Origin of the sequence: Acinetobacter sp. 766875 (genome assembly GCF_000582055.1) — a bacterium.
Taxonomy (GTDB): domain Bacteria; phylum Pseudomonadota; class Gammaproteobacteria; order Pseudomonadales; family Moraxellaceae; genus Acinetobacter; species Acinetobacter nosocomialis.
The window spans coordinates 15,258-37,589 of sequence record NZ_JEXX01000031.1 but is presented as its reverse complement, the minus strand read 5'-3'; the positions used below and the strand labels follow the sequence as shown (position 1 = coordinate 37,589).

The 22,332-nt window shown below is 39.4% G+C and carries 21 protein-coding genes and 1 pseudogene; 5 read left to right on the top strand and 17 right to left on the bottom strand.

Going from position 1 to position 22,332, the window contains the following annotated elements; genetic code table 11:
- Positions 1-69 precede the first annotated feature (69 nt).
- From tynA to J576_RS18110, 11 genes and pseudogenes are all read right to left on the bottom strand, one after another.
- Positions 70-2,385: pseudogene (gene tynA / locus J576_RS18160) on the bottom strand (primary-amine oxidase).
- 209 nt (positions 2,386-2,594) lie between these two features.
- The gene (feaR, locus tag J576_RS18155) at positions 2,595-3,509 is read right to left on the bottom strand and encodes a transcriptional regulator FeaR (RefSeq protein ID WP_002048844.1); all 915 of its coding nucleotides are present in this window, start codon (positions 3,507-3,509) and stop codon (positions 2,595-2,597) included.
- 198 nt (positions 3,510-3,707) lie between these two features.
- A complete protein-coding gene (locus tag J576_RS18150; protein ID WP_002048875.1) occupies positions 3,708-4,664 on the bottom strand; it encodes a p-hydroxyphenylacetate 3-hydroxylase reductase component in 957 nt (318 codons plus the stop codon).
- 45 nt (positions 4,665-4,709) lie between these two features.
- Positions 4,710-5,663 carry a PDR/VanB family oxidoreductase gene (locus J576_RS18145; protein ID WP_002048865.1) on the bottom strand — a complete coding sequence of 318 codons (954 nt, stop codon included), beginning with the start codon at positions 5,661-5,663 and terminating at the stop codon, positions 4,710-4,712.
- A gap of 35 nt (positions 5,664-5,698) precedes the next feature.
- A complete protein-coding gene (locus tag J576_RS18140) occupies positions 5,699-6,436 on the bottom strand; it encodes an SDR family NAD(P)-dependent oxidoreductase (protein WP_000815905.1) in 738 nt (245 codons plus the stop codon).
- 10 nt (positions 6,437-6,446) lie between these two features.
- Complete coding sequence (locus J576_RS18135) at positions 6,447-6,932, bottom strand: aromatic-ring-hydroxylating dioxygenase subunit beta (RefSeq protein ID WP_002048853.1); 486 nt, start codon at positions 6,930-6,932, stop codon at positions 6,447-6,449.
- Positions 6,933-6,942: 10 nt separating this feature from the next.
- The gene (locus J576_RS18130; RefSeq protein ID WP_033855720.1) at positions 6,943-8,220 is read right to left on the bottom strand and encodes an aromatic ring-hydroxylating oxygenase subunit alpha; all 1,278 of its coding nucleotides are present in this window, start codon (positions 8,218-8,220) and stop codon (positions 6,943-6,945) included.
- Positions 8,221-8,249: 29 nt separating this feature from the next.
- Positions 8,250-8,777, bottom strand: a complete 528-nt coding sequence (locus J576_RS18125) for a nuclear transport factor 2 family protein (RefSeq protein ID WP_002048820.1) — start codon at positions 8,775-8,777, stop codon at positions 8,250-8,252.
- A gap of 10 nt (positions 8,778-8,787) precedes the next feature.
- The gene (locus J576_RS18120; RefSeq protein ID WP_000387550.1) at positions 8,788-9,147 is read right to left on the bottom strand and encodes a hypothetical protein; all 360 of its coding nucleotides are present in this window, start codon (positions 9,145-9,147) and stop codon (positions 8,788-8,790) included.
- Positions 9,148-9,175: 28 nt separating this feature from the next.
- Entirely contained in the window at positions 9,176-10,324 is a 1,149-nt protein-coding gene (locus tag J576_RS18115) for an acyl-CoA dehydrogenase family protein (protein WP_081404081.1), read from the bottom strand.
- 36 nt (positions 10,325-10,360) lie between these two features.
- Positions 10,361-11,470, bottom strand: coding sequence for an amidase (locus J576_RS18110; RefSeq protein ID WP_002048839.1), 1,110 nt, complete (start codon positions 11,468-11,470; stop codon positions 10,361-10,363).
- Between the two features lie 148 nt (positions 11,471-11,618).
- Between J576_RS18110 and J576_RS18105 the strand changes: the two genes are divergently transcribed.
- The 3 genes from J576_RS18105 to J576_RS18095 all read left to right on the top strand — a co-directional run bounded on the left by J576_RS18105 (position 11,619) and on the right by J576_RS18095 (position 15,219).
- Positions 11,619-12,086, top strand: coding sequence for a MarR family winged helix-turn-helix transcriptional regulator (locus J576_RS18105; RefSeq protein WP_002048831.1), 468 nt, complete (start codon positions 11,619-11,621; stop codon positions 12,084-12,086).
- Between the two features lie 410 nt (positions 12,087-12,496).
- Complete coding sequence (locus J576_RS18100) at positions 12,497-13,846, top strand: spinster family MFS transporter (RefSeq protein WP_002048847.1); 1,350 nt, start codon at positions 12,497-12,499, stop codon at positions 13,844-13,846.
- Between the two features lie 116 nt (positions 13,847-13,962).
- On the top strand, positions 13,963-15,219 hold the full coding sequence (locus J576_RS18095; RefSeq protein WP_002048849.1) for an OprD family outer membrane porin: 1,257 nt from the start codon (positions 13,963-13,965) through the stop codon (positions 15,217-15,219).
- A gap of 35 nt (positions 15,220-15,254) precedes the next feature.
- Here J576_RS18095 and J576_RS18090 read toward each other — a convergent pair whose 3' ends face one another.
- Genes J576_RS18090 through J576_RS18075 form a run of 4 tightly spaced genes read right to left on the bottom strand, consistent with a single transcriptional unit; the run spans position 15,255 to position 19,089 of the window.
- Positions 15,255-15,998: an SDR family oxidoreductase gene (locus J576_RS18090; RefSeq protein ID WP_002048818.1), complete on the bottom strand. Its 744-nt coding sequence runs from the start codon at positions 15,996-15,998 to the stop codon at positions 15,255-15,257.
- A gap of 15 nt (positions 15,999-16,013) precedes the next feature.
- Positions 16,014-16,712: a histidine phosphatase family protein gene (locus J576_RS18085; RefSeq protein ID WP_002048842.1), complete on the bottom strand. Its 699-nt coding sequence runs from the start codon at positions 16,710-16,712 to the stop codon at positions 16,014-16,016.
- Positions 16,709-17,830: a phosphotransferase family protein gene (locus tag J576_RS18080; RefSeq protein WP_002048867.1), complete on the bottom strand. Its 1,122-nt coding sequence runs from the start codon at positions 17,828-17,830 to the stop codon at positions 16,709-16,711. The genes J576_RS18085 and J576_RS18080 overlap by 4 nt, the downstream gene beginning before the upstream one ends.
- Before the next feature lie 17 nt (positions 17,831-17,847).
- Positions 17,848-19,089, bottom strand: coding sequence for an acyl-CoA dehydrogenase family protein (locus J576_RS18075; RefSeq protein WP_002048860.1), 1,242 nt, complete (start codon positions 19,087-19,089; stop codon positions 17,848-17,850).
- Between the two features lie 88 nt (positions 19,090-19,177).
- Here J576_RS18075 and J576_RS18070 point away from each other — a divergent pair, with 88 nt between their 5' ends.
- Together J576_RS18070 and pcaU are read left to right on the top strand one after the other, a co-directional pair.
- On the top strand, positions 19,178-20,098 hold the full coding sequence (locus tag J576_RS18070; RefSeq protein ID WP_002048846.1) for a LysR family transcriptional regulator: 921 nt from the start codon (positions 19,178-19,180) through the stop codon (positions 20,096-20,098).
- A gap of 42 nt (positions 20,099-20,140) precedes the next feature.
- Positions 20,141-20,953: an IclR family transcriptional regulator PcaU gene (gene pcaU / locus J576_RS18065; RefSeq protein ID WP_000030961.1), complete on the top strand. Its 813-nt coding sequence runs from the start codon at positions 20,141-20,143 to the stop codon at positions 20,951-20,953.
- Positions 20,954-21,043: 90 nt separating this feature from the next.
- Here the strand turns inward: pcaU and J576_RS18060 are convergent, their stop codons facing one another.
- Positions 21,044-21,910, bottom strand: coding sequence for an MBL fold metallo-hydrolase (locus J576_RS18060; protein WP_002048859.1), 867 nt, complete (start codon positions 21,908-21,910; stop codon positions 21,044-21,046).
- 4 nt (positions 21,911-21,914) lie between these two features.
- A complete protein-coding gene (locus J576_RS18055) occupies positions 21,915-22,328 on the bottom strand; it encodes a DUF6691 family protein (protein ID WP_002048828.1) in 414 nt (137 codons plus the stop codon).
- Positions 22,329-22,332 lie beyond the last annotated feature (4 nt).

Sequence of the window (22,332 nt, the reverse complement as noted above, 5' to 3'; positions counted from 1 at the left end):
TTGCGAACGGCCTAACCGTGCTCAGGTATGGGTAACTTATTTGTTACCCATCCTCGTTCATGTTGGTCTTTAGTGATGGTCGTGCTGCGTACTTTGCCCTTCTTCACCCAAGTTTAAAGTCGGGGTGTTGTCAAAGAAGTTCCAAGGTTTAATTAGGGTATAAACCCATTCTGTCGGCATAATTGGCCATTCTTCAGCACGTGCCACATGGGTTGTGCCTGTTGTCATCCACACCACAAGATCTTTATTTTCAATATTCTCATTGTTGCCAATGAACTGTCCTAACCCTGTGTCATGAGTCGAACGATTTGAATATTTCCCTTCAGGGTAGCGTTCATCCGGATTATATTGCGTCACCCAAATTTGTTTATCCATAAAGTTCAAACGTTTAAATAACCATTCATCTTTAGAAAAATTGGCTCCTTTCGCCACAGGGTGTGTTCCACCTGCAAAAGGAATGAGCTGGTAAGAAACCGGATTCCCTAATTTATTTTCCTTGTTGAAATTCGTGAGTAAGCGAATGGTAGATGGATCAAACTTTTCAGCTGCTTTTTGCTCATTCGTAATGACTTTACTGTCAATTTGCATTGAGCTGGTACGGACACCACCTTTGTCATTGGCTTTCACCACAGGGTCCATATGCATAAAGCTGTTGTTTTCACCATCGACATCCATGTCTAAGCGGAAGTTATAGATGTGCTGATGCGTTGTACCCACAATATTATGGTCAATTAAAGTTCCATATTTGGTATCTTCTTTGGCGGTACTGTCATGCATGGTGCGTGATTTAACGCCTTTAACAGCTTCAATACCCGTTGCACCCGCATTAATTCCAATTACACCATTTTGGGAAAATACCCAGTCAAACATGTAATCGTAGTTTCCAACCGTACTAATCCAGCGCACGACAAGTTCACGGCGGGCTTCACTGGCATCCTGATTGCCAAAAATTTCGTGATGTTTATATTCAGGCCCTGCATAACGTTCAAATACAGCAATGGCATTTGGAATTACTTGTGGTTGGCCTTTGTAGTCTGCAATCACGGCATCAAGTAAAACAGCGTTGTCGGGTGCATCTGTTCCCGGAAGAATAGATGAGGTAAGTGTTCCCATACCATATTCGCCAGAGTCCAAATAAGATTTGAAGTACCACCCGATATCAGGGTCACCATATGGAACTACCATTCCACCCAAGTTACCTTCATACATGACTTTCCGCTTTACGCCTTTATCTTTGTAAGTCACTGTTGAAAGCTGTAAGCCAACACGAGAATCTAATGCCACATGCAAACACCAGTTCCCCCAATGTATGGTTTGGCCGGTAATGCTAAAGTTCTTACCCTCAGGTTCAGTAATATTGAGTGGTTTTAACTTACTTGCTACGGGCTTATTCGACATATAAGGTCGATTTGCCATCGGCACAGGAATGATCGCACCTTCTTCAATCTTGATAATTTTTTCTTTATCTAAATCGACTACAGCAACTAGGTTCTCAATAGGATGCGCCCAATAGTTACCATCGCCGACATCGAGATAAGCAACGACTTTTAATATATTGAGTTGTTTATCCAGACCATCTTTACCGCCAAAATATCCAACAGTTAGCGGAGTAGCGATCACTTTCTTCACATCGGTAATACCGCGTTTGCGTAACGCGTCTTGATATTCTTTACTCGTCTCAATTACGCGCTGTACGGCTTCAAAATTATCAAGCAAAACCATACCGTGAGTATCTTTAAGTACATTCCATTTTGTGACTTGTTGAGTATTAAGATTAACTTCACCTTCAATCGCTTGATTGCCCTTTAATAAAATAAATGAGGCAATACGATCTTCTTTAAAATCTTTATGATTAATAAAGTAATCCCATACTTTGGCTTTTTCAGGTTCTTTAAGCTTTAACTCGGCAAAACGCATATTTTTATAAGCGTATTTCGAGCGGTTAATCACATCAAATGTCTTTTTGATTTCATCAGAATTTAAGCTATTGAGCGGGTGAAAGGTATTTTCAACTTTAAAAGTTTGATCTAAACCCGACTGGAAGACTTCGTTAAAAAAATCTTTTCCAATAACAGGTTTACCCTCCTTGATTAATAAAGGCACGCTGAGTTTTAAAGGTTTGCCATTCACTAAAACCTGATTTCAGTTTGGCTTGGCTCTCACCACCATAGAGCCTTTGGTAATTGTATAGGTATTGGTAAAGTCATCTTTAACAACTTTCGCGCCTTGCTCACTCATGTTTTGATAAAGTGAGACCATGTCGGCCTTTCCACCATGCGCAAACGCTTGAGTATTGAGTCCCCAAAAGCTTGCAGCGATTGATAAGTTAAGTGCCAGTATTTTTTGTATGTCATTCAATAATCGTTGTTTACGCATTGGTTTCATCCTTTTCATCTATCCCTGAACTATCTGAATCAGACAGTTAAAATGCACTTTCCTGTGAGTGAAATTCATTAGACCAACTTAATAGTTTTATGGTTATTAAGCTTATCTAACCTGCTCTAATGAATTTAATTTCAACACAGTTACATAGGGCTAGCTTGTTCAAGAATGACGTCGAATTTGTCTAAAAATGACATTAAAAGAAGAAATATTTAAACCGGCATACCCTCTCTAAATTCTTTAGGAGAAATGCCATAGGTCTTTTTAAAGATTTTTGAAAAATGAGCGCCGTCCCAGAAACCCCACTTCAAGGCGACTTGGGTAATCGAGCTTTGTTTATTTCTTTTATCGAGTAAATCTGCTTTGACTTTTTCTAGGCGCTTGAGCTGTATATATTTGTTAATAGATAAATTTTCTTGAAGAAATAAACGATAAAGATGACGCAGCGATACCCCAATATGCTCTGCAATTAATTTAGGTGTTAAATCAGGTTTTGCTAAGTTCTCTATAATAAAACGCTCAGCTTTTTCCATCAGGTTATTTGAGCTATTTATATTTTTATAATTGATTGTGGGTTTGATTAGAGCAATCAGTGCATCTTCAAAAGCATTACCATCTTCGGTTGCATACCAAAGTTTGATGTTTTCAGCAGACATATTTTTCAAAATATTTTTAAGTAAAAAACCACTCATATTTTGAGTAATCAGTTTTCCAAAATATTCGGTACTAATATTTTCTTTCAGTAATTTTTCACGCGACAGATGGACTGAAATCTGGCTTACTAATCCTTGCGGATACATCGAAATAGTTTCGACTGGGTCGACCAACACAATATCGCCTTCATTCAGACTTAGAGTCTCATTTTTATACTCGAGCAGCATTTTTCCCGAATACTGTAAAATCAAAAAACAAAAACGATTATTTACTCGATCGATTTCATCGGCTTTTCGGACAATTTTATTGGCATTGTTTTTGATAAAAGCAATTTCGGTATCGCCCAGTAAAAAGCATTGGACCTCACCGATGAATAAATTACGGGTTCCGTCAAAATCGGTTTCAAAATTGCCGCACACACTTTTAATATGGTGCGTCCATGTGAGTAATGCATCGCTTACATACTGGTTCATCCCTTACCTCTCTATACATATGCTACCGCTCAAGCTTTTGCTTCTGTGACGGTGCACTGTCTTGGCTTATTCGCAATCTTGTTTTATTGATAAACAAATTGTGTGCCAAAAATTCCTTATCCTTGGAATTGTTTTGATGATAGTCAGCTAGATGTAAAGAAGCTGATAAATCAATTTAATTTATCAGCTTAATGGGGCTTATGCTACTCCCGCAAAGTCTCGCAGCATGGTAATAAAAATATCCTTTTGTTCCTCAGAATACTTTTTAAACACCTCATTTTGGTGGCTATCGGCAATATCAAACAAATACTGCGCCGTTTGTTTACCTTTCTCGGTTAGTGCATACAAATTATCGTGATCGACCAATAGCCCTTCAAATTTTAAAATTTCAGCCGATCTTTCCACTTCTTGCATTGGCATAGCAATATCTCGTGGTAAATCCTCCTTACTTGAAGCAGTACCACTTGCCAAAACAAGCAAAAGACGTGATTCACTGGTACGGAAACCCGAAGCCATTTGTTTAGGAATATAGTCGGTTTGATAAGCTTTAAAAGCACGGCTCATCAAGTAGCAGACATTATTATATAAATGCCCATAATATGTCTGGTCTACACCGTTCTGTTCAGTTTGTTTAACTTGAAGGCTCGGATGCGGCATGACACAAGAATATGCACCTTGATGATAAACCAACGGGCTTCGGCCTTGGTCATGGAAACGAACCACTTTACCAATAATAATCCAGTGGTCACCACCTTCAATCACTTGATAACGTTCGCACTCAAACACCGCAGAACAATTTTCTAAAATGGGTGCGCGTCCTGCGCCAAGTTGAAAGTTTGTGTCGGCAAATTTATCAATATTGCGTCTCGAAAACTTATTAGACAGCTCAATTTGCGTGCCCGATAAAATATTGACTGCAAAATGTGTTGCTTCTTCAAATACTGAAAAACTTGACGATTTTTTATCAATACTCCACAAAATAAGTGGTGGATCGAGTGACACCGAGTTAAAACTATTTGCGGTTACACCAACTTTCTCACCTTGTGCATTTTGTGCGGTAACAATGGTAACGCCTGTTGCAAAATTTCCTAATGCCCGTCGGAACTGTAGTGGATCAACCGTAAACTCATCTATTTGTTGTAATACATTCATCATCTTTCTCCTAAACCTTCTCTTACATCCATATAAATCGCGAGAGCATTAGATATCTAAAACTAATCTCGGTGTTTTAGAGCGTGAACAGCAAACCAATATTTGTTCATTGCTGGCTTTTTCTTCATCAGTAAAATAAACATCTCGATGATCAGGTTCGCCTTCAATCACATCGCACATGCAGGTTCCACATACACCTTGCTCGCAAGACATTTCAATCTCAATACCTTCTTTAGCCAAAGCCTGCAAAATGGTTTCGCCAGCTTCGACCATAATGATTTTTCCGCTACGCTCAGCCACCACCTCAAATGAATCTCCCGAGGTGTCAGTTTCGACTTGGAAATACTCTTTGTGGATTTGCTGCTCAGGAAAATCGTGAGTCATGGCGAGGTTAATCACCCAGTCCATAAAACCGACTGGACCACAGGTATAAATATGACTTTCAGGGTCAATATCTTTAATGGCAGATTCAAAAAATGCTCTGTGGCTTGCCCCTTCGGATTTAAAATGGAACGTTGTGTATTTTGCTAACTCACCATTTTTAATTTCATCAACAAAAGCACATTTTTCAGGGCTAGCACCACAGTAGTGAAGCTCAAATGATGCACCTTCATGTGCAAGTTGATATGCCATCGTAATTAACGGCGTAATCCCGATTCCACCGCCAATTAACACACTGTGCTTGGCTTTTAAAAGTGGGAATAAGTTTTTCGGCTCACTGACCTGAATTTGCATACCATCTTTAATTTCATCAAATGCAGAAATCGAGCCGCCACGTGATTCAGGATCAAGTAAAATTCCAAGGCGAAACTTACCTTCGTCATTTGGATTTTGGCAAAGCGAATATTGGCGCACCATACCATTCGGTAAGTGCACATCAATATGTGCACCAGGTTCAACCCTTGGTAATGCAGCAGAAGTTGCAGATTCAAACTCCATAACTGCAATATTTCCACCTTCCACATGGCGATTTTTAACGACAACATCATAAAGTGTAGTCATGATTTAACTCCCTTTTTCATGGTTAAGCGATTGGCTTAACGCATGAATAAACCACCGTTAATATCCCATGTTGCACCAGTCACAAAACTTGCATTTGGACTCGCAAGCAACCCACAAGTTTCAGCAATAAAATGCATACTTCCTAAGGCCTTAACCGGAATATTCTGGATGAACTGTTCCATTTTTTCGTCTGGCACCACACTATGAACGATTGGTGACTCCATTGGTCCCGGTGCAATCGCATTGACCGTAACACCTTTTGCCGCAAACTCTTTGGCAAAAATTTTGGTTAACGTCACAATAGCCCCTTTGGTTGCCGCGTAGTGTGCACCCGTTGCAGTACCGCCATTTTGTCCTGCTAACGACGCCATATTAATGATGCGTCCATAGCCTTTTTTAGCCATGTATTGACCAATAATTTGGCAAGCTTGGAAGGTGCCGCGTTGGTTGACTTGGGTCACCCAATCAAAATCTGCTGCGGTAATTTCTAATACAGGTGTTGCTTTGGTGACGGTAGCATTGTTAATTAACACATCAAGTTTAGAAAATTTCTCTTCAATCCATTGCACCGCTGCATGAAAATCTGCCTCGACCGAAATATCCAGCTTTAAAGGAAACATATTTTGGGCATATTGACTTTGTGCCTTGGCATTTTCGGCTTTTTCAAGCGTGCTTGCTGACAAAATCACTTGATGGCCTTGGCTCGCAAAATATTCAGCAATCACATTACCGAGTCCAGAAGCAGCACCTGTCACTAAAACAACCTGTTTCATGTTACCGCTCCTAAAGAATGTAGCTAATACCAGCTAAGGTATCGGTTGAGTTAACCAAGTTAATGATTTTACGGTTAATCTTAAAACCAGTATCGGCATCACGGGTTAGATGGTACGTAATATCGGCCGTGTAATGCTTGAGGTTTTCTTTACGGAATTCACGTAAATTTTGAGCACAGCGTAAAACGATTTCATCATTATGGTCTTGAATCACTCGTACTCGCGAAATACTACGTACCGTATTCGCCTTTGGTGCCGTAGAAATTGCCTCACCATTTTCGAGTCGTTCTACACGTAACTTACGCATATGATTATCGTCATAGGCATAATTTAAGTTGTTTTCGTAGTCTGTGAGGTTCGGGTCAATCGGAATGATATAAACGCCCTTTTCATTCCATAAATTGAGCCATTCACGGTACTCGCTGTGGTCTAACATATCTGCTTCAGCCCAGATGAAAGCAGTGACTTCATTTAATAATTGCAGATTCATATTCATTGCTCTCTCCTTAAGCTGTCATCATCTTTTTCCATTGCTGATATGCTGCACGCATACCTGTTTCAGCACTGACATCACTTTTTAAGCCATCTTCGGTTTTGACTTCGCCCGGTAAACCGCGGTTGAGCATGATCCATAAATCATTACCGGCATTGGCACCGTGTTGTACGCGTTCCCAAGCTTCAGAGTCATCTGGCGTACCAAAACCAAATGGGCCTTGGAAATGTTCATGCAAACGTAAGCGATATTGATTGGCAATTTGTGGACCGCCGTCCATCGTAATCACCGAGTGATGAATTTCTGTTTCAGCAACTGAAATTGGCTGTAACACACGGAAGAACGCCATTGAGCATGCAATATTCGGAAATAAATTTAAGTTAAAGCCAGAACCACCCACTGCACGGACAATACGGCGTACTTCTAACTCTTCATGGCCTTCATCACGCAAAGCTTGAGCTAAGTCTTCAAAACGCTCTTGAATTGGTCGCTCCATTAAGTCTTCTTCTAAATCGACCAGTTCAGGAATCATCACCATGACACTGTGACCATTACCTAAGTCTTCAACAAAGCCTGGCTGGTTTTCAAAGTTAAAGAGTTCTTCGGTTTTTTCATCTACAGAACTTAAGAATGACTTGTGTACCAACGGGAAGTGATATGCATCGGTGGTATTTTCAAGCTGGATTTTCCAGTTACCCGGGAAACGGAAACGGTGTTCACCCAACACTTTAATTGGATAACCCGCACCTTGTTTCATAAACAGGTCGATCCATTTTTTTGCTGGCCCAAGGAACTCTTCAAGCGGTTGAATGTCTTCTTTAAATGAAGCGAAGATCATGCCGTTATATTCTTCTACCCGTAGACTCACCAGCGGTAATTCAGACTTATCTAAACAATCGCCGTAACTTTCCGGAGATGGCACACCACGTAAACTGCCATCAAGTGCATAACTCCATCCGTGGTATGGGCATACAAAACTGTTGGTTTTTCCTTTTTTATGTTCGCATACGGTTGCTGCACGGTGACGGCAACGGTTTAAAAGTACATGGACTTTCTTTTTACGGTCACGTACCACAACCACAGGCTGTTTACCAATATTAATGGTTTTATAGCTTCCGCCTTCCGGAATTTCGCTGGCATGTGCAACCCACACCCAAGTGCTATAAAAGATTTTCTCCATCTCTTCATCAAAAATGTGTTCATCTTTATAAAGAGAGGTATGGGCACGGTCACTTTTAACTAAAGCATCGTAATCAATGCCAATGTTATGCGTTGGGATAATACTGTTCATATCAATAGTCCTTTTAAATATGTCCTGGGTCATTCCTGGGAAGGTACCGGCAACTCGGCTTCACTGTGCCAATGCGATACCGGACGACTGAAAATATTCTGTGTTTGGAAATGTTTAATTTTCCATGTTCCATCTGCTTGCTTTTTAAACTTCACCTTGAGCTTTGCCGCATTTAGATGACTACGGCCATCTTGAAAAGTTGAAGTTTGCAACATCAGCCATGAAGCATTTGCATCATTTTGATTTAAATAAATTTGTTCTGAATTTACAAAATGTGCATTCATGACAAAGTGAGATTCTTTTTGTGTATAGCGTTTGAACATGTCATAAATCGACTGCCAAGAATCATAGCGACCAAAGGATTTGGCATATTTGTCACCAATACCTTCCCAAATACAGTCTTGATCAAAAAGATTCATCAACTCATAAAGATCTGTATTTGCATTGAGCTCGTCGCAGATTTCCATATAACGGTTTATGCAGTTACGGATAGCATTGTGTGCTTCCAACTGTTCTAGCCGTTTTATAATTTCTGCAATATTCACTTTGTCAGTCATTGCGGTCGCCTTAACGTTGAATAATCAATTCACGCCCAACACGAGCTTCAACTTTGCAATATTTCCAAAGTTTGTATGGCCCTTCACCCACCACGGTCGTTCTAAACAAGTTACAAGCTGCATGTACTGTCTCAATATCCGGAACATCTGCAAGTAAATAAGTAGTCCAAGGCCAGCCCGTACTTGCACCCACCATGCTTTGGTCATCATCAAGATTCCCAAAAACATGCACACCAGGTAGGTCATGAATGCCATTCCACATTTCACCAAATGCTGCCCAAACCGCTTTTGCTTCAGCAGGTTCTGCATCAAAAAAGTTCTGGTTAATACCCATGCAAAACAACACGCGTAATGGTTTTTTAGCTTCCATCTCAATATTCCTTTTTAAAAATTTAAACTTATAGATAACCTGGGGTTGGCTTTAACCCGAAACTGACCAAACCTGCATTTTGTAAAGTTGCATCACCCATAAAGGCATGCTGGGTCACCACGTTGGTGTCATTTACAAAACGGCTAAATGGGTTGTTGGTATAAATCGCTGTCATACCCGCGAGCATTTGCATTTTTCGGGTCACTTTGGCGCAAACGCGAGCTGCATGCGTACATGCCAGACGCATATCGCTAATCTGTTCAGCAGTTGCTTCACGACCAGCAATAATTTCATTCCACACAATATCCATGGTTTGATAAAACCAAGACTTTGCAGCCTGAAACTCTGCATCAGCTTGAGCAAACTCATATTGAGTCACTGGGCGGTTTGCAATTTCTGACCCACCCGTAATAGATGCTTTACCCGGTGCTAATTTTTCAAATTCTTCTAGTGCAGCAGCTGCAACCCCAATACCTACCACGGTTAAGACTTGAGTCGCTAAAGACAGTGACGGATATTTAAAAAATGGCTCGCTGAGGTTTGAAGGTTCACCACGTACAAAGGTCCATTTCTTTTCGACCAATACATCTTCAACCACCAAATCATGGCTTCCGGTACCTTTTAGCCCAACAGTGTCCCATGTCATTTCGATTTTGGCTTTGTTGGCAGGCATCACTGCCATGCGTGGTAAACCTTGCATTTCATTGTTTTTAAGCGGTGAAATCCCCACGCCGACAATGTCAGCGCCCATACAACCACTTGAGAATTTCCAACGTCCACGCACCACCACACCTTCATCGGTAATTTCGGCAGGCTGAGGTGGGAAAATACCCCCGGCAAATACGACATCTGGCCCATTTTGGTACAACTCTTTCAGCGTTTCTTCCGGCAAACTTCCTAAATACGCAGGGCTCATACCGAAACTAGCCACCCAACCCACTGAACCATCGGCTTTAGATAAAGTTTCGATCAACTCACAAAACTGCCGTGGTGACCATTCCTCACCACCAAAACGTTTAGGCACCAAGGCACGGTAAACACCAATTTTTTTAAGTTTTTCGATAATGTCTTGGCTCACATAGGCCTGATTATCAAACTCACCTGCACAGGCACGCTCACGAATTTCTTGACACAAAGCATCTAAGTCAACTGCTTGGTCTTGAGAAGCAAACTCCATTTTAGACAACTTATTCATCATCTAACTCCTTGTAATTTATTGCATTGCATCAACACAAAATTTTGCTATTGCACATAATTGCTCATCTTTTTGATGCTTTGATACGATCTGTAAGCCCACAGGCAAACCTTCACTGGTTTCAAGTGGCACTGAAATAGCTGGATGTCCTGATAAATTAAATGGTCGAACTAAACCGGTTAGGTTCAAAAAAGCGACCGTGTTTTCAGCTTCAGAAACTTTTGGTGGAATTTGCGGTAGTGTCGGTAGGATCAATGCATCATATTTGTCTAATAGTGCATCGAGTTCTTGGGTGAGCTGTGCTTTCACAACTTCTGCTTGCTTTACTTGCTCTAAAGTGGTGTGTGCCGCTTTTAATAACCGATTATTTACATCAGAACCAATTAAGCCCGTTTGGGTTAACTCACCAAAAGCTTGCCAGTTTTCATAGTTAATAATCTGCATGCCTGCATCATAAGCTGCTTCAAAATGTTCAACTTTTTCTAAAACGGTCTCTAAATTTGCTTTTTGAAGCGCTTGATAAATACAGTTCCAAACAACCTCATCTGCTTTGACATCGAGCACTGCAAGTTTTGGTGTACGAGTGCATTCAGCCCGCTTAAAAGTTGGATCAATAATTTGCATGGCTTTTTCAATCATCTCGACTGAATTTGCAAAAGGACCAACGCAATCTAAAGAACTTGACGGCGGGTATACGCCTTTGCGACTTACCCGACCGAAAGTCGGTTTTAAACCATAAACTCCACAACACGCAGCGGGCATACGAATAGAGCCGCCTGTGTCTGTCCCTAAAGTAAAGTCAGCTTGTTTTGCTGCAACTGCCGCGGCTGAACCACTCGAAGATCCACCCGGAATAAGTTCAGGATATTTAGGATTGATAGGTGTACCAAAAGCGTGATTAATGCCTGTAATTCCAAAAGCCAATTCGTGCAAATTTGTCTTGCCAATAATTTCGCAATCAGCTTTTAAGATGTTTTTAACCACCTCTGCATCATCGTGCGCAGGTTCAACTTCTAATAAAGCTTTACTACCAGCAATGGTTTTTAGACCTTGAATATCTATAGTGTCCTTCACCATTACCTTAAGTTTGCCGCTTCCTTTTTGCACACTTTGGCTAATAATATTCATTCACTTTTCCATGTATTTTTATACATTAACCAAAATATCAGAAAATTTAATGGAATTGTCAAGTAATTTTTCTAATGTGTGTTCAGGGAAATATGCAAATTTTTGTTTATAATAGGATTACCCTTTTTTACTAAGTTATTGCTTAGCTATGCTTGATCATTTAGAACAATTTCTTCCCAATAAAGAACCGTCGAGTATTCAAAACTTCCCCTTTTTCTGGGTTTCCCAAGTTAATGGTAAATATTCACAACTTATTGAAAAATCTATAAAGAAACTTGGCATTGATAATACTCGCCGTAAAATTATTTTAAGTACCAATGCACTTGGGGAAGCCAGTATCACTGACATTGCCAATCTTTCTACTTTAAAACTCACAACAGCCACAAAGGCTGTATATCGTTTGGTAGAAGATGGAATTGTGGAAGTCTACTCTTCTACTTCCGATGAACGTATCTCGATGGTGAAATTAACGGCCAAAGGTGTTGAGCTGGTTGAACAGATTAATCAAATTAGTGTGGTTACCTTAGCTGGGATCCTCAATGCTTTTTCAGAAGACGAGCTACACAATTTAAATTCTCAGTTAAAAAAATTATTTGATCTCATGCCATCCAGTTAATTATTTCCATCGACACTAAATTAACTTGGCTCTAGAGCAGTTAAAGCTAGTCATTCTTTAGCTGCTTACTATAAAAAGTCCAATACTAAAAATAAAAATAAGTAAAATCATATTGTTATTTAATTAAATTCTTCCAGCAGCTCACTTAACATACTTTTTAAGTATCTAAACATACTCAACAAGTAATGGAATTTTACATATAAAAAGAAAATAATTATTCAACAATCTACCCAATCTTACTATTTCCGTTTGTGCTAAGACCTCTTCTTCAAGGTCCTTACCAAACCAAATTCAATCATTTCTAGCCGTTTCATTATTCATTTCAAATGGGGACGTAACAAAAATTTTGAGGATGAATAGAAGCTAGAAATCAATTTCTTTAAAGCGTTTTATACATAAGGATTAAGTGTATGAACCAAACTAATATCGCTGTTGAAAGGACACAAAAGAAAACCAATGCATATGCATGGTACGTGGTCATACTTTGTATGTTGGCCTATATATTTTCATTTATTGACCGTCAAATTCTGGCGTTGATGATTGAACCCATCAAAGCAGACCTTCAACTTTCAGATACTCAATTTAGCTTGTTACATGGCCTTGCCTTTTCACTATTCTATGCTGTGATGGGCTTACCATTAGCCTATATTGCCGACCGTTTTTCCCGACCAAAACTGATTTCAATCGGAATTATTGTCTGGAGCTTGGCAACGGCCACTTGCGGTTTAAGTAAAAACTTTATTCAACTATTCCTAAGCCGTATGGCTGTGGGCGTTGGTGAAGCAGCTTTATCTCCAGCGGCCTATTCAATGTTTAGTGACATGTTTAGTAAAGACAAACTAGGCCGCGCGGTCGGGATCTATTCAATTGGTGCTTTCTTAGGTGGAGGTATCGCCTTTTTAGTTGGCGGTTACGTGATTAACCTGCTTAAAGGCGTGACACTCATTGAAGTTCCTTTATTAGGTGCACTTAAAGCATGGCAAATTGCCTTTTTAGTGGTGGGCTTACCCGGCATTATTATTGGTTTGTTATTTATTTTGACAGTTAAAGACCCTGCACGTAAAGGCCAGCAACTCAACCAAAGCGGACAAGTTGACCAAGTTAAATTCACACAGTGCCTTCAGTTTATTAAAAAACATGCAAAAACTTTTGCTTGTCATTATTTAGGTTTTACCTTTTATGCAATGGCACTCTACAGTCTGACTAGTTGGACACCAGCATTTTACATTCGTAAGTTTCAACTCGCACCGACTGAAACAGGCTATATGCTCGGCACTATATTGCTGGTTGCAAATACTTTAGGCGTGTTTTGTGCAGGATGGCTAAACGACTGGTTTATTAAAAAAGGACGTCAAGATGCACCGATGTTCACAGGTGTGATTGGTATTATTGGCCTGATTATTCCAATTGCGTTTTTTACCCAAACAGATCAACTCTGGCTTTCAGTAACTTTGCTCATTCCTGCAATGTTCTTTGCCTCCTTCCCGCTTGTGATTTCGGCAACAGCATTACAAATGTTAGCACCCAACCAATTTAGAGCACGCCTTTCTGCCCTATTCCTTTTGGTGAGTAACTTAATTGGACTAGGTGTTGGTACAACATTAGTGGCAATTATTACAGATAAGGTTTTTGGCAATCCATTAATGGTGGGTTCTTCTTTATCTATTGTGGGTGGTTTGTCCTGTGTACTGGCTTTAGCTCTACTTTTTAAAGGCTGTAAATCCTTTAGTGAAAGCATGAAGCTTGAAAAATTACATTAATTGAAGCAACAGCCATTTATAAAAACAGGAGTTCCCTTTAAACAATTTAGGGAACACCACACCAATATTTCACAATACGTAATGCCGAGGACTGGCATATATCTTGGAAATGGATTATGGAATTATTTCACCGCTTTCAACCACATACTTTAGCTCTTGCCACTTTAATACTTATGTGTAGCAGCTCATGGGCTGCAAATCCAAATCAGCAACCTGAAGATGAATGGAAATTCACTTTAAAAAATGCCTATATCAACCGCGATTTTGATAATGACGCCCTTAAAGATACCGGTAGCTGGTCTCAGGCAGCATCTTTATTTTATAAATCGAAAATGCATGACACTCCGCTAGTCATAGCAGATAAACCGATTACGATTGGGGCCGATGCTTCTGTGCAATACGCCGTGCGTTTAAGTTCTGACAAACATGTCGCAGATACGGTTCTACCTTTTAATAAAGAAACGCAATCTCAAGCATCTGACTATCTAAAATACGGCGCGACCTTAAAGCTAGGTTATGACAAAACACTTTTAAGTGTCGGTGAACTCTGGTTAGATTTACCTGTAACAGCAGTCGATGCTAGCCGTCAGTTACTCACTTCCTATTGGGGCACTAACCTTAAGTCACAGCTTTCAGATCAGCTCTATGCAGAAATTGGTCGAGTTGAAAAAGTATCTCCGCGAAATGAAGAAGATTTTAAAAAGTTTTCTTTCACATCCAATGGAATTACTAAAGAGTCTGATGGCTTAAATTATATTGACTTGCGCTATCAATTCACTCCGTCACTCAAGGGTGAATATTACTTTGGCAACTTAGAAGATCTGTATAACAAGCATTATGTTGGGCTTGAACATACTTGGAAACAGCCTAATTTTGCCCTCACCTCTAAGTTTAAATACTTTAACGCCAAGGATGACGGCAATACCTTTGATATTGATGCCCAGAACATTGGTTTACTTGAAACCGTCAAAGTAAAAAACCATACCTTTGGTTTGGGGTACCAACAAATTATTGGAGAGTCAGCTTATCCGCTACCGGATGGTTTCTTACCAGAGACGTATTTCATTAACTGGAATGCTACGGGCTTTTTCAAAGAAGATGAAAAATCTTACCATGTCATGTATGGCTATGACTTTAAAGATTATGTACCGGGCTTAAACGCAATGGTGAAATATGTTTACGGTCATGACTTTAAAGCAGCTAATGGTGAGAAAAACCATGAAACCGAATCAAACATCATTCTGAACTATGCCTTTCAGCAGCCTTTCTTAAAAGGCTTTGCCCTGCAATATATTCGTATTGACTACAACGTTAAACACGGCAATGACTTTGGCGAAGATCGTTTATTTGTCAATTACACTAAAAAATTCTAAATAAAAATTACCCCCTAATTTTAGGGGGTGATTTTTTATCCTAATTTATTAACCAACTTTAACGGCAAAACTTTCATGGCAATACTCATTGGTAGCCATGGCCATTGTGGTACATACGCTTTTACAGGCTGTTTTTCAATCGCTTTGACTAAAGCTTTACACCCTGTTTTGGCATCGACTTCAAAAGGTAAATGTTTTGCACCTTCGTTCAATTCAGTACGAATGTAACCCGGAAAAATGGTTGAGACTTTAATTGGAGTATCCAGTAACTCAGCGCGAATACCCTCGGCCAAGTGAGCAACCGCCGCTTTGCTTGCCGCATAAGTCGATAAATGTTTTGGTAACCCTCGCATCGCACTCATGGATGATATCACCACCAAATGACCTGAGTTTTGCGCTCTAAAAATTTCAATTGCTGCCTCACACTGTGCTAAAGCAGAAATGAAGTTTGTTTCGGCCGTGGCTCTATTAATTTCAAAATTACCTTTACCAATACGGCGACCATTTCCGACTCCGGCATTTACAATAATTCGGTCTAAATAGCCAAATTCTTGTTTAAAGGCACGAAAAACTTCAAAAACTTGATCGTAATTGGTAACGTCCAGACTTTTCGCAATTACCTTAATACCGTACTCATTTTCTAGTTCGGTTTTTAAAGTCTCTAATCGGTCTAAACGGCGTGCACAAATTGCCAAGTTATAACCTTTGGCTGCAAATTCATGCGCCATACCTGCGCCTAAACCAGAACTTGCACCTGTAATTAAAATTGTCTTTGCCATGCTTTATCCTTATTTTTAAATCCATGTTAGTAAATCTGGACGCTCAGCTTTTATAAAATGGTGTTCATTTAAACTTAAAACCTGAGCTTCGTTTCCAACTAAACGTAAAGTCGTGAGGCTTGTATTGGTAATTGCCCAATTCAAAGCAAAAGTTCGATTTGGGCTCAATTCAAGTAGCTTGCCAATTGCTACCGAAATCACCCCACCCGAGGTAAAAACGACTGCATAACGAGGTTTGGTTTTTGCCAACTCATCACAAAGTTGCTGTAGCGCCGTTTCAACTCTGCTTTTAAAATGCGGCCAAGACTCATCATATTCATGATGAAAATCGCCGTCGGTCCATCGTTCAATCGCACCTTCAAAGATTTTGGCAAGATACGCGCGAGGGTTATGCTCTTTTGCGACATCGGCTTTTAACAGTTCAGGCTGTTCAAAACGTGGCTCATAACGGGCAAAAACCTGTTGATGGTTAAACTCATTCCATAAATTATTATGATGAATTACCGCATCTGGAAAACATTCTTTTAGTGCGAGCTGTGCAGTTTGTTCATGGCGCCGCATAGTTCCTGCAACTACATAAGGTTGTTCTTTCAATATTTTCTTAAAATATTGACCTAATAAAGTCGCTTGAGCTTCACCATTTTCAGACAACTCATCATAGTTACTTTTACCAAATGATGCCTGTCCATGTCTTACCAGATAAATTGTGGTCATCTTCTTAAAATACCCTGTATTTTTTGTAGAGATTGCTGAGCAAATTTCGATTCTTGCAATTTTTGCTGCGCGATAAGTTTTAAAGCTCTCATATGTAGTGCATGGATCACGATCCAGAAATCTTTAAATGCAGGGTTTCGGGTCTGTTTATGGTAATAACGGTAATAGATTTGCTGAGCGATCACTGCTAAACGGAATACACCGAAGACTTCATAAAAAGTCCAGTTTTGAGGTTCCAGACCAGTTTTTTGCAAATAATAGTCAACGACTTCTTTGCGAGAGAACATTCCCTTTAGGTGAGTAGGCTGACGGCGTGTTGATCTGAAGATCATATTATCCGTAGGCTCAACCCAATAAGCTAAAGCACTACCTAAATCCATTAATGGATCACCCAAGGTCGCCATTTCCCAATCCAGCACCCCAATCACTTCTGTTGGATGCTCTGGATCTAAAATTACATTATCAAAACGCCAATCATTGTGAATAATGCAAGTTGTAGAGTCTTGAGGAATATTATCGTTTAGCCATTTTCGGACATATTTAAATGAAGGAACGTTAATTGTGCGGACTTTTTCATAACGTTTATCCCAACCTTCAACTTGTCTACGGCAATATCCTGTACCTTTGCCAAGTTCAGCTAAAGGTGTGTTCTCATAAGGAACTTGATGCAGCTCAATGAGCTTATCAATAACATTTACACAAAGCTCATGAACGTCTTCTTCATTAAAGCCAAGCTCAGGCGGCAATTTTGCACGAGGAATAATTCCTTCAATGCGTTCCATGAGATAAAAATCACAGCCAATGACCGATTCATCCTGACAAAGTGCCACCATTTTAGGAAGAACTGGATAATAAGGTGTAAGGTTTTTCTGCACTGTATACTCACGAGCCATATCGTGGGCTGACTTGGCTTTTGTTCCTTTTGGTGGACGTCGTAAAATTAAATCCGTATTTTCATACTTTAAACGATAAGTCCAATTCGAAGCCCCGCCCGTATATTGAGTAACGACTGCTGGGCCAACTAGCTCAACACCTTGCTTTTTTAACCAGTTTTCAACTGCCCCAATATCAAGTTCTTCACCTTCACGTACTTCACCGCCAATATCAATTACCGACATATTCTCTTCCTTTAAACTTATACTTTCTTATGACGACCATAACCACGTTTGGCCAACTCTAATTTGGCAATCATGCCTTTATGTACTTCATCTGGACCATCAGCTAAACGTAAACTACGTGCTTGAGCAAAGAAACCTGTTAAAGGTGTATCTCGTGAAACGCCTGCACCGCCATGTAGCTGAATTGCCATGTCGACTACTTTTTCTAATACACTTGGAGCCACGACTTTAATTGCAGATATTTCAGTTAAAGCGGCCATGTTTCCTAAAGTATCCATTTTATAAGCTGCATACAAGGTTAAAAGTCTGGCTTGATCTATGGCTACTCGCGCATCGGCTACACGTTCGAGGTTCCCACCAAGTTTTAAAATTTCTTTGCCAAACGCCGTTCTAGACATGCCTCTATCAATCATAAGCTCTAATGCTTTTTCAGCAGCTCCGATACAGCGCATACAATGGTGAATACGCCCCGGCCCTAAACGACCTTGTGCAATTTCAAAACCTTGACCCGCTCCACCAATAAAGTTTTCAATAGGCACTCGAACATTATTAAAGTGAACTTCACCATGTCCATGTGGTGCATCATAATCACCAAACACAGGTAACATACGTTGAATTTCGACACCCGCCGTATCAATTGGTACTAAAACCATAGAGTGTTGATGGTGGCGGTCTTTAGTTTCATCTGGAGTATGGGCCATAAAAATAATGACTTTAGCATTTGGATCACCTAAACCAGACGACCACCATTTTTTGCCATTTAAAACAATTTCATTACCGTCAATGAGTGCGGTCGCTTGCATATTGGTGGCATCACTTGATGCAACATCTGGTTCAGTCATGCAAAAAACAGAGCGAATTTTTCCGTCCAATAAAGGCTCTAACCATTGCTGTTTTTGCTGTTCACTGCCATAACGCCATAACACCTCCATATTTCCCGTATCTGGTGCATTACAGTTAAAAACGGTTGGTGCCAATAAACTGCGGCCAGTCAATTCAGCAATATGTGCATATTCTTGAACAGTTAACCCAGCACCTAGCTTTTCATCGGGTAAAAACATATTCCAAAGGCCTGCCTGTTTGGCTTTAGATTTTAGAGTTTCTAAAAGGTCTGGCCATTGCCATTTTTTCCAGTTTCCATCTGGATTTAACTCATGAACTTCTTCCCAAAATTTTGCCTCGACAGGTTCTATTTCTTCTTGCATAAATTTTCTTGTTCGCTCAGTAAAATCTTGAGCTTTTTTTGAAAGTTCAAACATTCTTTTTCCTTTACATCATTATCTGGTCTTTACATCAACATAACTTGAAACTTAATATGAATGAAATGATTTTATTAAATAATGTCTCATGAATAATATTCATAACCTACATGGCCTAGACTTAAGTTTTTTTCACCGAATTGATATCAATTTATATCCGCTTTTTATCGCGATTTATGAGCAAAAAAGTATTTCAAATGCGGCAAGTAGTCTCAATATTACACAATCGGCAGCAAGTCATGCTTTGCAGCGTTTACGCCAGCAACTTGAAGATGATGTATTTATACGTGTAGGTAATAAAATGTCTGCAACGCCTTTTGCAGAACAGATTTATCCAACTGTTAAGCAAGCACTTTTAACCATTCAAAATATTAGCCAGCAGAAACATGTGTTCGACCCAACAAGTTTAAAAAGCTTAAAAATCGCCGTGCATGACGAAATTGAGCCAATTATTCTCCCAAGATTGGCTCAACATTTTCAAAATCTTAATTTAGATTTGCAGTTTGTCAGTATGAAGCTCGATCGAAAACATATTATGGCGGACTTGGCGACACAACAGCTCGATTTCGTAATTGACCTAGAACAATACTTGTCTCCGAAAATTACCTTTGATCTTCTGGTCACAGATGAGTTTGTCATTTGTAGTCAACTTAAAGAAGTCGATCTAGCTCGTTATATCAGTGGTCGGCACATTGGTGTTTCGTCACGCCGTACAGGCGCTTTACTTGAAGATATTTATTTAAACCAATATCAAAAAATTTCAAGAAATGTATTTATGCGCTGTCAAAACTACTCAACAGCGTTACAAGTTTTGGGAGCCCAAGCCGACGCAATACTCACTATGCCTCGTATGATTTTGCAGCATTTATCTTATAGCCCTGATATTCACCTACATTCTCTGCCTTTTGAGATGACCAATATTAAAATGGGTATGTTTTGGCATGAAGATTTGAGGGATAATTTAAGGCATCAATTTTTGCGACATGAAATTATTAAACTTTTTCAGTAAAGCAAATTGATCTACTAAGCTTCTATCGTACAAGGACCAGTAATGAGTAAAGATGAACGGATAATCCAGAATCAGGACAACAAAAAAACGATTCGTCATGAAGATTACATTGCTGGCATTGGTAAAGGCATGGCGATTTTAGATAGCTTTAGTAGTAATCAACATCGTTTAAATATTTCTATGGCGGCTGAAAAAACCGGACTCACCCGAGCAGCAGCAAGACGTCACTTATTAACTTTAGAATATTTAGGGTATCTTGAGTCAGATGGCCACTATTACTATTTAACTCCAAAAGTACTCAAATTTTCAGGAGCTTATTTAGGTGCAGCTCAGCTTCCAAAAGTATCTCAGCCTTTATTAAATCTTCTAACTAACCAAACCTCTCTCATTTATTCAGTGATGGTACTTGATGGTTATGAAGCCATTACCATTGCCCGTAGTGCTGCCCACCAACAAACTGACCGTGTAAATCCATATGGTTTGCATTTGGGTAACCGCTTACCTGCTCATGCAACTTCGGCGGGTAAAATTTTACTAGCACATTTAAGCCAAGAAGAACAATTGGACTGGCTCCAAAAATATCCACTTCAGCGTTTAACTAAATATACGCATGTCGAAAATGATAAATTTTTAGAGTTACTAAAAGAAATCCGAGAACAAGATTGGTGTTATTCGCGTGAAGAACACGAATTAGGTGTTCATGCGCTCGCCGTACCGATTTATGGACAAGACTTTAAAGTGGTGGCTGCTTTAAATATTGTTTCTCCAACCATGAGAACAACTGAAGAATATTTAATTCAACATATTCTGCCATTATTGCAAGAGACTGCGAGGGATTTAAGGCAAGTTCTTTAAATCTTACTTAGGCTATTTTCATAAAATTAATTTTACTTTGCTTAGGCTATTTGAGTACCTAAAATGATTGAATGAACACTTAGGCTATTTCTAAAAGTAATTAAATGGGATTTTTAAATAGCGGATACCATTTGCTTCAGGTTCCGGAAAATTTCCACCGTTCATATTAATTTGAATTGAAGGCAGAATTAATTTTGGCATTGCCAAAGTCGCATCTCTTTCCTGACGCATTTTTATGAATGAGTCTTTGGAAACTCGTCGATTTAAATGGATATTGCTTTGTTTTTGAGTTTTTATATCAGTTTGACAGACATATTCATCACGACCTTCGGGCTTATAGTCATGACATAAAAACATACGCATATCGTCTGGAAGTGTGTAAAGTTTTTGTACCGAATCATAAAGTGCAGCAGCACTTCCTTTAGGAAAGTCGCATCTGGCCGAACCATAATCAGGCATAAATAAAGTATCACCTACAAAAACAGCATCACTGATCACATAGCTTAAGCAAGCGGGTGTATGCCCTGGTGTAGGGATGTTATAGGCTTCTATCTCCCCTATTTTGAAATGTTCATAATCTTCAAACAAATAGTCAAAGGGCTGATTTTCATTAAATTTCTTAAAATCAAAATTATAAATAGTCGAAAATGTTTTTTGTACAACTGAGATTTTTTGACTAATCGCAACTGTACCACCCAATTTAGATTTTAAATATTGAGCCGCAGTCATATGGTCGGCATGTACATGGGTTTCTAAAATCCATTGTACTTTGAAGTTTTGCGCCAAGACATAATCAATAATTAAATCAGCATTAGTCGTTTTTGTAGTGGCCGACGCGGGATCATAGTCAAGCACACTATCAATAATCGCGCATTGACGAGTCGCTAAATCCGCAACAACATAGCTAAAAGTATTGGTATTTTCATCAAAAAAATCTTTTACTAGAGGTTGTTGCATATCTTTAATTTCCTTTATTTAAAATTCGGAAAATAAACATTCCTACTAACATCGCGACAATAAAATAAAGTGCTTCAAAATGTCCTAATCCAACAAGAGTTAAGGCAGGCGCTGGACATATACCTGCTATTCCCCAGCCTATACCGAAAATAAAAGCGCCTACAATTAACCTTTGGTCAATCTGTGTATTCGTTGGTAATTGAATTTGTTCATTAAAAATCGTTTTTGGTTTTTTAATAGCCCTTTGAAACGGAATAAATGCCACAGCAATTGCACCTAGCATCACAAACATTAAGCTAATATCCCATTGCCCAAAAATATCTAGAAACCCTAAAACCTTTGCAGGGTTAGACATACCAGAAATCATTAACCCCAATGAAAACAAACCACCAAATATAAAAGCAAAGACATTTTTCATAAGA

Coding starts and splice junctions, on each gene's coding strand:
- feaR (WP_002048844.1), bottom strand. CDS start 3,509: ATGAACCAGTATGTAAGCGATGCATTACTCACATGGACGCACCATATT.
- J576_RS18115 (WP_081404081.1), bottom strand. CDS start 10,324: ATGGAGTTTGCTTCTCAAGACCAAGCAGTTGACTTAGATGCTTTGTGT.
- J576_RS18060 (WP_002048859.1), bottom strand. CDS start 21,910: ATGCAACAACCTCTAGTAAAAGATTTTTTTGATGAAAATACCAATACT.
- J576_RS18125 (WP_002048820.1), bottom strand. CDS start 8,777: ATGACTGACAAAGTGAATATTGCAGAAATTATAAAACGGCTAGAACAG.
- J576_RS18090 (WP_002048818.1), bottom strand. CDS start 15,998: ATGGCAAAGACAATTTTAATTACAGGTGCAAGTTCTGGTTTAGGCGCA.
- J576_RS18110 (WP_002048839.1), bottom strand. CDS start 11,470: ATGAATATTATTAGCCAAAGTGTGCAAAAAGGAAGCGGCAAACTTAAG.
- J576_RS18075 (WP_002048860.1), bottom strand. CDS start 19,089: ATGTTTGAACTTTCAAAAAAAGCTCAAGATTTTACTGAGCGAACAAGA.
- J576_RS18140 (WP_000815905.1), bottom strand. CDS start 6,436: ATGAAACAGGTTGTTTTAGTGACAGGTGCTGCTTCTGGACTCGGTAAT.
- J576_RS18130 (WP_033855720.1), bottom strand. CDS start 8,220: ATGAACAGTATTATCCCAACGCATAACATTGGCATTGATTACGATGCT.
- J576_RS18055 (WP_002048828.1), bottom strand. CDS start 22,328: ATGAAAAATGTCTTTGCTTTTATATTTGGTGGTTTGTTTTCATTGGGG.
- J576_RS18145 (WP_002048865.1), bottom strand. CDS start 5,663: ATGACTACACTTTATGATGTTGTCGTTAAAAATCGCCATGTGGAAGGT.
- J576_RS18085 (WP_002048842.1), bottom strand. CDS start 16,712: ATGACCACAATTTATCTGGTAAGACATGGACAGGCATCATTTGGTAAA.
- J576_RS18105 (WP_002048831.1), top strand. CDS start 11,619: ATGCTTGATCATTTAGAACAATTTCTTCCCAATAAAGAACCGTCGAGT.
- J576_RS18080 (WP_002048867.1), bottom strand. CDS start 17,830: ATGTCGGTAATTGATATTGGCGGTGAAGTACGTGAAGGTGAAGAACTT.
- J576_RS18100 (WP_002048847.1), top strand. CDS start 12,497: ATGAACCAAACTAATATCGCTGTTGAAAGGACACAAAAGAAAACCAAT.
- J576_RS18150 (WP_002048875.1), bottom strand. CDS start 4,664: ATGATGAATGTATTACAACAAATAGATGAGTTTACGGTTGATCCACTA.
- J576_RS18120 (WP_000387550.1), bottom strand. CDS start 9,147: ATGGAAGCTAAAAAACCATTACGCGTGTTGTTTTGCATGGGTATTAAC.
- J576_RS18135 (WP_002048853.1), bottom strand. CDS start 6,932: ATGAATATGAATCTGCAATTATTAAATGAAGTCACTGCTTTCATCTGG.
- J576_RS18070 (WP_002048846.1), top strand. CDS start 19,178: ATGAATAATATTCATAACCTACATGGCCTAGACTTAAGTTTTTTTCAC.
- J576_RS18095 (WP_002048849.1), top strand. CDS start 13,963: ATGGAATTATTTCACCGCTTTCAACCACATACTTTAGCTCTTGCCACT.
- pcaU (WP_000030961.1), top strand. CDS start 20,141: ATGAGTAAAGATGAACGGATAATCCAGAATCAGGACAACAAAAAAACG.